Origin of the sequence: Chitinilyticum litopenaei DSM 21440 (assembly GCF_000428145.1) — a bacterium.
Lineage (GTDB): Bacteria > Pseudomonadota > Gammaproteobacteria > Burkholderiales > Chitinibacteraceae > Chitinilyticum > Chitinilyticum litopenaei.
The window spans coordinates 1-11,654 of the sequence record NZ_ATZJ01000024.1 but is presented as its reverse complement, the minus strand read 5'-3'; the positions used below and the strand labels follow the sequence as shown (position 1 = coordinate 11,654).

At 61.6% G+C, this 11,654-nt stretch carries 13 protein-coding genes; 11 read left to right on the top strand and 2 right to left on the bottom strand.

Annotation, left to right across the window (positions count from 1 at the left end):
* Positions 1 to 84: 84 nt before the first annotated feature.
* The gene (gene flhA, locus C515_RS0110560) at positions 85 to 2,115 is read right to left on the bottom strand and encodes a flagellar biosynthesis protein FlhA (RefSeq protein ID WP_081686894.1); all 2,031 of its coding nucleotides are present in this window, start codon (positions 2,113 to 2,115) and stop codon (positions 85 to 87) included.
* Positions 2,116 to 2,200: 85 nt separating this feature from the next.
* Positions 2,201 to 3,340: a flagellar biosynthesis protein FlhB gene (gene flhB, locus C515_RS0110555; RefSeq protein ID WP_028455512.1), complete on the bottom strand. Its 1,140-nt coding sequence runs from the start codon at positions 3,338 to 3,340 to the stop codon at positions 2,201 to 2,203.
* A 93-nt stretch (positions 3,341 to 3,433) separates the two neighbouring features.
* On the opposite strand from flhB, the gene C515_RS0110550 reads away from it, so the two are divergent.
* The 11 genes from C515_RS0110550 to tnpA all read left to right on the top strand — a co-directional run bounded on the left by C515_RS0110550 (position 3,434) and on the right by tnpA (position 11,546).
* Positions 3,434 to 4,654, top strand: a complete 1,221-nt coding sequence (locus C515_RS0110550; RefSeq protein WP_158380810.1) for a flagellar hook-length control protein FliK — start codon at positions 3,434 to 3,436, stop codon at positions 4,652 to 4,654.
* A 175-nt stretch (positions 4,655 to 4,829) separates the two neighbouring features.
* Entirely contained in the window at positions 4,830 to 5,372 is a 543-nt protein-coding gene (locus C515_RS0110545) for a flagellar basal body-associated FliL family protein (RefSeq protein ID WP_043649119.1), read from the top strand.
* Positions 5,373 to 5,418: 46 nt separating this feature from the next.
* Positions 5,419 to 6,435: a flagellar motor switch protein FliM gene (gene fliM / locus C515_RS0110540; protein WP_028455509.1), complete on the top strand. Its 1,017-nt coding sequence runs from the start codon at positions 5,419 to 5,421 to the stop codon at positions 6,433 to 6,435.
* A complete protein-coding gene (gene fliN, locus C515_RS0110535) occupies positions 6,428 to 6,865 on the top strand; it encodes a flagellar motor switch protein FliN (protein WP_028455508.1) in 438 nt (145 codons plus the stop codon). The genes fliM and fliN overlap by 8 nt, the downstream gene beginning before the upstream one ends.
* A 2-nt stretch (positions 6,866 to 6,867) precedes the next feature.
* Positions 6,868 to 7,323 (top strand): flagellar biosynthetic protein FliO, encoded by a 456-nt coding sequence (fliO, locus tag C515_RS0110530; RefSeq protein WP_245575023.1) that lies wholly within the window; start codon positions 6,868 to 6,870, stop codon positions 7,321 to 7,323.
* Positions 7,313 to 8,059: a flagellar type III secretion system pore protein FliP gene (fliP, locus tag C515_RS0110525; protein WP_028455506.1), complete on the top strand. Its 747-nt coding sequence runs from the start codon at positions 7,313 to 7,315 to the stop codon at positions 8,057 to 8,059. The genes fliO and fliP overlap by 11 nt, the downstream gene beginning before the upstream one ends.
* A gap of 118 nt (positions 8,060 to 8,177) precedes the next feature.
* A complete protein-coding gene (gene fliQ, locus C515_RS0110520) occupies positions 8,178 to 8,447 on the top strand; it encodes a flagellar biosynthesis protein FliQ (protein ID WP_028455505.1) in 270 nt (89 codons plus the stop codon).
* A gap of 112 nt (positions 8,448 to 8,559) precedes the next feature.
* Positions 8,560 to 9,351: a flagellar biosynthetic protein FliR gene (gene fliR, locus C515_RS0110515; RefSeq protein WP_028455504.1), complete on the top strand. Its 792-nt coding sequence runs from the start codon at positions 8,560 to 8,562 to the stop codon at positions 9,349 to 9,351.
* A 140-nt stretch (positions 9,352 to 9,491) separates the two neighbouring features.
* A complete protein-coding gene (gene folE2 / locus C515_RS0110510; RefSeq protein WP_043649117.1) occupies positions 9,492 to 10,283 on the top strand; it encodes a GTP cyclohydrolase FolE2 in 792 nt (263 codons plus the stop codon).
* Between the two features lie 71 nt (positions 10,284 to 10,354).
* The gene (locus tag C515_RS0110505; RefSeq protein ID WP_028455502.1) at positions 10,355 to 10,591 is read left to right on the top strand and encodes a hypothetical protein; all 237 of its coding nucleotides are present in this window, start codon (positions 10,355 to 10,357) and stop codon (positions 10,589 to 10,591) included.
* 523 nt (positions 10,592 to 11,114) lie between these two features.
* On the top strand, positions 11,115 to 11,546 hold the full coding sequence (gene tnpA, locus C515_RS0110500) for an IS200/IS605 family transposase (RefSeq protein ID WP_028455501.1): 432 nt from the start codon (positions 11,115 to 11,117) through the stop codon (positions 11,544 to 11,546).
* Positions 11,547 to 11,654: the final 108 nt, after the last annotated feature.

The window sequence follows — 11,654 nt, the reverse complement described above, 5'->3', positions numbered from 1 at the left end:
CAGCGATTTTCCACAATTCTGCCATGTTCGCCTACGCTGGCGACAGCCAGAGCCGGCAATTGCCGGCTAGTGTTGTCGAATCGGTCAGCCCGCGCCCAGCAGGGCGACAATGCGTATTGTCTTGTTGTCCGGGATTTCGGTGTGCGCGATCACGCGCAAGCCCGGCACCGAGCGGCGCAGAAAGCGGCTCAGCATCGGACGCAGCTGGGCCGGGGTGATCAGCACCGGATTGATGCCCTGGTTTTCCACCTGCTCGGTGACGGAGCTGGCCTGCTGCAAGAGCCGCTCGGCAAGGCCGGGCTCCAGGCCGCCCTGGTTGCGGCCGCTGGCGGCCGAAAGCAGGATGTTCTCCAGTTGCGGTTCCAGCGCCACCACCTGCAATTCGTCCTCGCCCGGGAAAAGCTGGTGGACGATGGCGCGGCCCAGCGCAATCCGGACGGTCGAGGTGAGTTCTTCGACATCCTGGGTGCGGTGCATGTGTTCGCCCAGCGTTTCCAGAATGGTGCGCAGGTCGCGGATGTGCAGGCCTTCTTCCAGCAGGTTCTGCAGTACTTTCTGCAGCGTGCCGACTGGAATGACCTTGGGTACCAGATCCTCGACGAGTTTGGGGGACTCCTTGGCGAAGTGGTCGAGCAGGGCCTGGACTTCCTCGCGGCCCAGCAGTTCGGCGGCGTGGTTCTGCAGGGTGTTCGAGATGTGCGTGCCGACCACGGTGGCGGCATCGACCACGGTGTAGCCCATGGCCTGGGCCTGATCGCGCAGGCCGCCATCGATCCAGTAGGCCGGCAGGCCAAAGGTCGGATCCTTGGTGGGCGAGCCGTTCAGTGCGCCGCTGGCATTGCCCGGATTGATGGCCAGCCATTGGCCGGAATGCGCTTCGCCCTGGCCGATGTCCACGCCCTTGAGCTGGATGCGGTACTGGTTGGGTTTCAGCTCCAGGTTGTCGCGGATGTGCACGGCAGGTACCAGGAAGCCCAGATCCTGCGCCAGTTTCTTGCGGATGCCGCGAATGCGTCGCAACAGCTCGCCGTCCTGATTGCGGTCCACTAGCGGAATCAGCCGGTAACCGACTTCGAGGCCCAGCAGGTCGACCGTTTGCACATCCGCCCAGCTCACTTCCTGCAGAGGTGCCGCTTCGGGAGTCGCCGCGCCGACAGGACCGGGAGTGGCTCCCGGCGCGCTGGGGGGAGGCTTGAGCAGGGCCTGGCGGGCGCGTTGCTCTAGAGTCCAGGCGATGCCCGCCGCGATGGCCGCCATCAGCAGAAAGGCCAGGTGCGGCATGCCGGGAATCAGGCCCATGATGCCCATTACGGCAGCAGTAACATACATGACCTGCGGACGCATGAACATCTGGCCAAGAATCTGCTCGGACAGGTCCTGATCGGTGCCGACGCGCGAGACGACGATACCGGCTGCCACGGAAATGATCAGGCCGGGAATCTGGGCGACCAGACCATCGCCAATGGTCAGCATCGAGTAGGTCTTGGCGGCTTCGCCAAAGGCCAGATCGTGCTGCATCATGCCGATGATCAGGCCGCCGACCAGGTTGATGACCATGATCAGGATGCCGGCGATGGCATCGCCGCGCACGAATTTGGACGCACCATCCATGGAGCCGAAGAAGTCCGATTCCTGGGCGATTTCCGAGCGGCGCTTGCGGGCTTCCTCCTCGCCGATCAGGCCGGCGTTCAGGTCGGCGTCGATGGCCATCTGCTTGCCGGGCATCGCATCCAGGGCGAAGCGGGCGCTCACTTCGGCGATACGGCCCGCACCCTTGGTGATGACCATGAAGTTGATGATGGTGAGAATGACGAAGGCCACGATGCCGACCGTCATGTTGTCGCCGATCAGCACGTGGCCGAAGGCCTCGATCACCTTGCCGGCGGCGTCGCTGCCGGCGTGGCCTTCGGTGAGCACCAGTTTGGTCGAGGCCACGTTCAGCGACAGCCGCAAGAGCGTCGTCAGCAGCAGCACGGTCGGGAAGCTGGAAAACTCCAGCGGCTGGCGCGTGTAGAGGCTGACCATCAGCACGATGATCGACAGCGCGATATTGAAAGTGAAGAAGAAGTCCAGAACGAGCGGCGGCAATGGCAGCACCATCATGCCAAGGACCATCAGGATCAGGACGGGGCCGGCCAGCCGGCTCAGATTGATATTGCGCACTGCGGTTCGCTACTCGTGGATGGCTCGGGGGTTGCGATCAGTCGCTGGGTGCTTCGGGGTCAAGCTCCTGGGGAACAGGCAGCTCGTCGTTCAGCTGCGGCTCCACGCCGCCATAGCGGTGATAAAGGCGCAACTGATAGATGTAGGCGAGCACTTCGGCTGCGGCAGTATACAACGCGGCCGGAATTTCCGAGCCGAGATCCGCGTGGTGATACAAGGCCCGCGCAAAAGGAGGCGTGCGGATCACCGCCACCTTGTTCTCGCGGGCAATGTCGATGATGCGTTCGGCGAGCAGGAATGAGCCCTTGGCGACGACCTGCGGAGCGCGCATGTTTTCGGTATAGCGCAGGGCGACGGCATAGTGGGTCGGGTTGGTGACCACCACATCGGCCTTGGGGATTTCGGACATCATGCGCTTGCGGGCGGCTTCGCGTTGCAGCTGGCGGATGCGCCCCTTCACATGCGGGTCGCCTTCCGAATCCTTGGATTCCTGGCGCACCTCTTCCTTCGTCATGCGCAGGCCCTTGTAGTAATCCCAGATCTGATAGGGCACATCGATCAGCACGATGACGGCCATGGCGCCCACGACGCTGAGCAGGGTGAAGCGGATCATTTCCCACAGATAGAGAAAACTGCTGTCAGGCGGCATGGTCAGCAGCGCAATGAACTGTTCGCGTTCGATCCACAGTACATAGGTCGCCACCCCGCCGATGAGGCCGGACTTGAGGATAGTCTTGATCATCTCGACGAGGCTGCGCACGGACAGCATCCGTCCTATCCCGCTCAGCGGGTTCATGCGCGCGAAATTCGGCGTGAGCGATTCGAAGGTAAAAAGCCAGCCGCCGATCAGCAGTGGCGTGATGATGCCGGCCAGCGCGGTGGCGCCCAGGATGGGCAGAATGGCCATGATGGCCGCCTGCATGCTGGCCACAAAAAGCTCCAGCGCCGTTTTCGGGTTCTCCAGCAGCTCGCGCTTGAAGGAAAAGCTGGTTTGCAGCGTTTCCGCAAGCATGCGGTAGAGCTCGGAGCCTTGCATGAAAATCATCAGGATGCCGACCATCAGCGTCGCGAAGGTGGTCAGCTCCATCGAGCGGGGAACCTGCCCCTTCTTGCGGGCTTCTTCGAGCCGCCTTCCCGAGGGCTCTTCCGTGCGTTCCTGATCGGAATCTTCTGCCATGTGCGTGCTGTCGTCGTGTGGCGGAGGTGCTTGGCATCATACTTGCTTTGAAGTGGCCGTACCGCATTTTCGAGGTGAGCCATGACCGCAGCAGTGACTGCCCTTCCCAAACTGAATGCCTCGCCGGCCAAGGGCGCCGAGAGTCGTCCAGCTATCGCCGGGGGCTCGGGTGAGCCAGGCTCGCGTTTTGAGAATGTACTGGCCGAGCGCCAGCAGGGGCAGTCCGCGCCGGTCGCTGGTCCGGGCGCCGGTGAAAAGGCCGCTGCTGCCGCGACGGCCAGCGTTGAAGATGCTCCGGCAGAAACGGCGCTGACCCCCGAGCAGGCCGCCCTCCTTGCCGGACAACCCCTGCTGTTGCAGGCTGTTGCAGCCCATCTTGCCCAGGCCGCAGGCCTCGGTCAGCAGCACATGGAGTCGCAGGAAGGGCAGACGTTGCCGGCCGAGGCCGGGCTTGGCGAAACGTCACAACTGGCCACCATGCTGCTGCCGGCTGGGCAGCCGCTTGCCCTTGATCAGCAGCAGCCAGCAGGCCTCGTGCCTGCCGGGATTGCTGCGCAGGCAGCTGGTGTTGCGGGGGGGCGGCTTGGCGCCGAACAGGCCGATGCCGCCATCGTGGTGCCAGGAATGACGGCGCAGCTGCCCGATGCCCTGGCCCGTCCGGATCGCGAGCGCGGACAGGATTTGTCGGCAAGTTTTGCCGGCTTGCTGCAGGGCTTGCCGCAGGATGAGGACATCGAAGCGCTTGCCGGCGAGAAGCCGGGCAGTGGTTCCTTCGCCGTGACTACCCCCTTGTTGCAGGAGCACAAGAGCACGGCCTCCCAGGAGTCGGGACGGCCGCAGGCGCACATTCCCGAGCCCGTCGGCTCCGGGCGCTGGGGCGATGCGATTGCCCAGCGGGTCGGATTGATGCTGGGCAAGCAGGAGCAGCAGATCGACATGCAGCTCAATCCGCCGCATCTGGGGCCGATGGAAGTGCGGCTTAATCTCGGTGGTGAACAGGCCAGTGTTGTATTTACATCGCAGCACGCGGCTGTACGTGAAGCACTGGCTGCCGCCACGCCCAGGCTGACCGCGCTGCTGGCTGATCAGGGCATCCATCTGGTGGATGTGCAGGTGGCCAGCGACAGCCTTCAGCAACAGCAGCAACAACAGCAGCAGGCCGCCCAGCAGCAGGCTTCGCGGCAGGGCTCAGGCCATGAGCGGCACGCTCTTGCCTACGGCGCGCGCCTGGGGGGCGATGGCGGGGTGAGTGAAACGGTTCTGAGCGAAATGCGCGTCCCGGTGGCCCGCAGTGGAGTAAGTCTCTACGTCTGAACGGCTTCGCCGGCCTAGGCTTTACCTTAGCTTTCGCGCCTTAGTGCTTGTTTCGTGAAAATATTTGCTTTATAAACAACGAGCCGCATTAGCTTTTGCCGATGCGGCTCGTTTGCGTCCCGCTGCGGGTATAATCCGCCAGCCAGCAAGGCTGGATTTTTTCTCAGGTGAACCCATGTCCGAAGCCAAGGCAGAAGCCGCTGCCCCGTCCAAGAAAGGCAAATTGCTGCTGATCATCGTGATTGTCCTGCTTACCCTCTTGCTGGCCATGGGCGGCGCCTTGTTGTATTTCATCATGAAGCCGCCGGCCGACGGTGGTGCTGACGAGGCGGTTGCCGAGGCGCAGGCGCACGACGAGAAGAAGGAAAAGAAGAAGCCCAAGAAGAAGGAAGAGGGCGTGCCGCCCGTTTATGAAAAACTGCAGGCCGATCCCTTCACCGTGAACCTGTCCGGCGAAGGCGATTCCGTGTTGCAGGTCGAGATTTTTGTCGAGCTGGCCGACGAGACCGACAAGCAAAGGCTCAAGGAAATGCAGCCCAAGGTGCAGAGCGCCGTCATCCGCCTGATCGGCTCCAAGACGCTGGATGAAGTGCGCACGACCAAGGGGCAGGAAGATCTGGCCCGCCAGATTCGCGAGCAGATCAACCTCGTGCTGGAAGCCGAAGGCAAGGACGAGGGGGTGCTCAGCGTCAACTTCACTAAATATTTCTACCAATAGTCCGATCTAGCGGCTCAACACAGGGTTTTCGCGACAAGCTGGTGTCATGGCAGACGATATCCTTTCCCAGGAAGAGGTCGACGCGCTACTGCGCGGGGTGACCGGCGAAGAGGACGACGGCGACGAAGCTGTCGACACTTCGGCCGTCCGCGCCTATGACATCGGCCGCCAGGAACGCATTGTCCGCGGGCGGATGCCCACGCTTGAAATCATCAACGAGCGTTTTGCCCGCAATCTGCGCATCGCACTCTTCAATTTCATGCGCCGCAATGCCGAGATTTCCGTGGGCCCGGTGCGCGTGCAGAAGTACAGCGAATTCATCCGCAACCTGGTGGTGCCCACCAACCTCAACCTGATCCACATGAAGCCGCTGCGCGGCACCGGCTTGTTCATCTTTGACCCGGATTTCGTGTTTCTGGTTGTCGACAATCTCTTCGGTTCCGATGGCCGCTACCACGTACGCGTGGAGGGGCGTGATTTCACGCCGACCGAGCAGCGCATCATCCAGCGCCTGCTGGAGGTGGTGTTCGAGGAATACCAGAAGGCCTGGAAGCCGGTGTTCGAGTGCGAGTTTGCCTATGTGCGCTCGGAAATGAACACGCAGTTCGCCAATATCGCCACGCCCACCGAAGTCGTGGTTGCCTACACCTTCAAGATCGAGCTGGGCGCCGGCGGTGGCGATTTCCACGTGTGTTTCCCGTATTCGATGATCGAGCCGATCCGCGATACGCTCTACAGCACGATGCAGGCCGACCGCATCGAGGCCGACAACCGCTGGCTGTCGCTGCTCAAGAAGCAGGTGCAGAATGCCGAGGTCGATCTGGTCGCCAATCTGGGCAATGCCAACATCACGCTGGGCGACATTCTCAACCTCAAAGTTGGCGATGTCGTCTCGCTGGATATCCCCGAGGCCATCATCGCCGAGGTCGACGGCGTGCCGGTGCTCGAGTGCAAATATGGTATTCTCAACGGCCAATATGCACTGAAGGTCAACAAGATCCTGAGCACCAGCGAACTGCTGGGCGCCTCGGACGAGCCTGGCCCGGGAGACAACAATGGCTGAAGAAATTGGCGCGGGACAAGAAGACGCCGACTCCGTGATGGACGACTGGGCGGCCGCACTGGCCGAGCAGGAAGTTGCCGAAGCGGCTGCCGGCAGCAGCGCGCCGGAAGCGCAGGCCGCCAATATTTTCCAGAATTTCGACGCAACGCCGCCTGCCGGCAACCTGCCCAACAACATCGACATGATTCTCGACATCCCGGTCTCGCTGACCGTGGAGCTCGGGCGCACCAAGATCGCCATCCGCAGTCTGCTGCAGCTGGCGCAGGGCTCGGTGGTGGAGCTTGACGGCCTGGCCGGCGAGCCGATGGACGTGCTGGTCAACGGCTGCCTGATTGCCCAGGGCGAAGTCGTGGTCGTCAATGACAAGTTCGGTATCCGCCTTACCGACATCATCACCCCGGCGGAACGCATTCGCCGCCTGCACAAGTAATCATGCCCCGCATCATCCCCTTGCTGGCCGGCCTGCTGCTGCCGTGCGCTCCCGTGCTGGCCGCCGCGGCCTCCGGCATTCCCGCCGCCACGGCTGGCAGCGGTCTGGCCGCGCTGGCACAGGTGGCGCTGGCGCTGATTGTGGTGCTGGGCCTGATCGTGGTCGGCGCCTGGCTGATGCGGCGCTTTTCGCTGCTGCCGCGCGCGGCAGGCGGCCAGTTGCGCGTGGTGTCCGGCGTCATGGTCGGCACGCGCGAGCGTGTGGTCATCGTCGAGCTGCGCGACACCTGGCTGGTGCTGGGGGTGACTGGTGAACAGGTCAATCTGCTGCATACGCTGCCCAGACCTGCTGACGCCCCGGATGCGGCGGCGGCCATGCCGCCCTTTGCACAGTGGCTGCAGCAAGCCATCGCGCGGCGCAACGCCTCTGCGGCCACGGAGTCTTCCGATGCGCGCTAGGTGGCTACTGCTGGCAGGTATGGCGCTGCTGCCCTTGGCGGGCGCGGCCGATCCCGGCATACCCTTCATGAATGCCGCGCCGGGCGCTGCCGGTGGCACCAATTACAGCCTGCCCATCCAGACGCTGCTCTTCATCACCGCCCTGGGTTTCCTGCCGGCGGTACTGCTGATGATGACGGCGTTTACCCGCATCGTCATCGTGCTCTCGCTGCTGCGCCAGGCCATGGGCACGATGCAGTCGCCGCCCAATCAGGTGATCGTCGGGATGTCGCTCTTTCTGACGCTGTTCGTGATGGGGCCGGTGTTCGACAAGATTTATGTCGAGGCCTACCAGCCGTATTCCGAGCAGAAGATCAGTTTCAACGAGGCCATCGTCAAGGGCAGCGTGCCGCTGAAGGAATTCATGCTCAAGCAGACGCGGCAAAAGGATCTGGCCTTCTTTCTCGAAGTGTCCGGCTCGGCCAAGCCCAATGGTCCGGAAGATGTGAGCCTGAAGGTGCTGGTGCCGGCCTTTGTCACCAGCGAACTGAAAACGGCCTTCCAGATCGGCTTTCTGATCATGATTCCCTTCCTGATCATCGATCTGGTGGTCGCCAGCGTGCTGATGGGCATGGGTATGATGATGGTGTCACCGATGATCATCTCGCTGCCCTTCAAGCTGATGCTGTTCGTGCTGGTCGATGGCTGGACGCTGCTGATGGGCTCGCTCGTGCAAAGCTTCTATCTCAGCGGATAGTCACGCTCGCGCCGGTTTTACTATTGCGGGTATGTGCCTGGGGCCTATCTATGGTAAAGGCTCTGGCGATATACCCTGTTGGGTTATCTGGTTGTTCCCATTCTGAATCGAGCCTGGCATGAGTCCCGAAGCCGTCATCACCGTCGTGCAGCGTGCGCTGGAAGTGACCGTCCTCCTGGGCGGGCCGCTGCTCTTGGCCATGCTGGTTACCGGCCTGATCGTCAGCATTTTCCAGGCGGCCACGCAGATCAACGAAGCGACGTTGTCCTTCATCCCCAAGCTGCTGATTGCCTTTCTGGTGATGGTGCTGGCCGGGCCTTGGATGCTGGAAACCATCATGGATTACACCGTGCGCCTTTATCAGAGCATTCCGCAGCTGATCGGCTAGACCTTTTGCCGCGCGCGCGGCCGCGGCTTTTCCATCCATTCTTGCCGGTTTTGCCAGAAGTGTGGATCGCAGCGATCCGGCTTGCCGGCCGGCCGGAACCCACGGGAGGGGCATGTTCGAGTTTAGCGACGCGCAGATGAATGGCTGGCTGGTCATGTTCTGGTGGCCATTTCTGCGCATTTTCGGCTTGATGCTGGCCGACCCGGTGCTGTCGATGAAGGTGGTGTCGGTGCGCGTGCGCGTGGGGCTGGCCATCCTGATCGCCATCCTGGTCAGCGTGCAGCTGCACCCGAGCGCCGTCAGCGTGGAAATCGTCTCGCCGCTGGGCATCCTGCTCGCCGTGCGCGAGCTGGTGATCGGCATCGCGCTCGGCTTCATCATGCGCCTGATCTTCACCGGCATGGAAATGGCCGGCCACCTCACCGGCCTGCAGATGGGCCTGGGCTTCGCCACGCTCTACGATCCGCTGCACTCGACCAATACCGCCGTGCTGGCGCAGATCTACAGTCTGCTGACGCTGCTGATTTTTCTCGCGCTCGACGGCCACCTCATCGTGCTGCGCGCCGTGCTGGAGAGCTTTGTCACGCTGCCCATCGGCAGCCCGCCTGCGGGCTACGGCGCCTTCAAGCTGCTGGCCGATTACGGCGCCACGATTTTCCGCACCGGCGTGATGCTGTCGCTGCCGGTGCTGGCCGCGCTGCTGATCACCAACCTGGCGATTGGCGTCATGACGCGTGCGGCGCCGCAGCTCAATGTGTTTGCTGTCGGCTTCCCGCTGACGCTGGGCATTGGCCTGGTTGCCCTGCAGTTGTCGCTGCCCTACTTGCCGCAATTCATCGAGCGCATGCTGGCCGATTTCACTCGCCTGGCCACGCGGCTGCTGCCGCTGTTCGCCACGCCATGAGCGTCCGGCCGGCGTGTCAGCCGCATCCGGGCGATGGGCAGCGGCTATCGCCGGCATAGCCAGCGCTAATTCCCGACTGGTTTACTCGGGTATTGCCGGTCAGTTATACTGCTGCCCTGTTTCTGACTGGAGTTTCTGCCATGACCGTGGCGATTGCCGACGTACAAAGCACCCCGGACCAGCGCAATATTGCAATCAACAAGGTGGGCATCAAAGCCATCCGTCATCCGGTCAGGGTGGCCGATCGCAGCGAGGGCGTGCAGCACACGGTCGCCGTTTTCGACATGTATGTGTTCCTGCCCCAGCATTTCAAGGGCACGCACATGAGCCGCTTCGTGGAAATCCTCAACAGCCGCGAGCGCGAGATTTCCGTCGAATCGTTCGAGAGCATCCTGCGCGAGATGTGCGAGCGGCTGGAGGCCGAATCCGGCTATCTGGAAATGCGCTTCCCCTTCTTCGTCAACAAGGCCGCGCCGGTGTCCGGCGTGCAAAGCCTGATGGATTATGAGGTCACGCTGATCGGTGAAGTGAAGGACGGCCGCATCGAGCAGCGCCTGCGCGTGCTGGTGCCGGTGACCAGCCTCTGCCCGTGCTCGAAGAAGATTTCCGCGTATGGTGCGCACAATCAGCGCAGCCACGTGACCATCACCGCCACGCTGGGCGAGCAGGTGTGGATTGAAGACATTGTCGACCTGGTCGAAAAGCAGGCGTCCTGCGAGCTGTACGGCCTCTTGAAGCGTCCGGACGAAAAGTTCGTCACCGAGCGTGCGTATGACAATCCGAAGTTCGTCGAAGACATGGTGCGTGACGTTGCCGCCCAGCTCAATGCCGAGCCGCGCATCGTGGCCTACACGGTGGAAGCCGAGAATTTCGAATCCATCCATAACCATTCGGCCTATGCGCTGATCGAATGCGACAAGCGCAGCCAGTAACAAGCAATGGGTATATGGCTGCGGCCTTTTCTGGAAAAAGGCTGTAGCTTGATTCCCATCCGGGTATATCGATGTACATCCTGCTGATCGGCTATCTGTATGTGATCCTGATGTTCAGCGCCGCACTGGTGCCTGGCAAGGGCGTGGTCTATGCCCTGCTGGTGTTTGGCCTGTTGGGCTTCCTGCCGGCCTGGCTGCTGTTCTGGATCAAGCGGCGCGGCCAGATCGTGCGCCAGCGCAAGGCCGCAGAGCAACTCGCCGACGAGCCTGCCGCCGGCGAATCCGAGCCTGGAACGCGCAGCGAATAAGCCTGATTAGCAAGCCTTTTCAGCAAAACCCAAATCAACCACAGAGACACAGAGACACAGAGACACAGGGAGCGCAGAGAAAAGCGGGAGCACGTCATTGGCATTTCTCAGGGTTGTGCCTTCTCTGTGCCCTCTATGTCTATGTCTATGTCTATGTCTATGTGGTTCAATAGGTTTTGCCTGGTAGCTACCGCAGCAAAGTCCAGTTCGTCATTCCGGCGAAAGGGAATCCAGCTGCAAGGCCTGTTCGAGCGATGCTCTGGATACCGGCTTTCGCCGGTATGACGGCGTGCTGAGCTGGCTACCTATTGATCCGGCCTTCTGAAGTTTGAATTTTCGTGGGAGCGAGCTTGCTCGCGAAGCCCTGTTGATCGCGAGCAAGCTCGCTCCCACGACTTAAACAGGCAAGGGAAATCCCCCGGCTCTGCCGGGGTGGCAGTAGAAGTTTGACTTTTGCGGGAGTCGCCCATCAGTAACACTGCACTTTGTGAGCCGCCAAGCACACTTAAGAGGAGTATCAAAGATGGACGACTTCGAAAGCCTAAGCCACAGCCGCTGGGAGTGTAAATACCACGTGGTCTTCATTCCCAAGTGCCGCAGGAAGGTGCTGTACGTACAACTCAGGCAGCATCTCGGAGAAATTTTCCGGAAGCTGGCAGAGCAGAAGGAAAGCCGGGTGCTGGAAGGGCATCTGATGCCGGATCATGTGCACATGCTGTTATCGATTCCACCGAAATTCGCGGTGTCGCAGGTAGTCGGGTACATGAAGGGCAAGAGTGCGATTCATCTTGCGCGGGTGTATGGGGAGCGCAAGCGTAATTTCGTCGGGCAACATTTCTGGGCCAGAGGCTACTTTGTCTCAACGGTGGGTCGTGATGAGACGATGATTCGGGAATACATCAAGAATCAGGAAAAAGAGGACCAGAGGCTGGAGCAGTTGCAGCTGTGGTCATAGGGCTTGCCACCTTGGGTGGCATTTGATTGGGGCGCGTTAGCGCCACCATTTAGCCGCTTTGAGCGGCTCACATTACGAAAGCCCCCGGCTTTGCCGGGGGATTGTTAC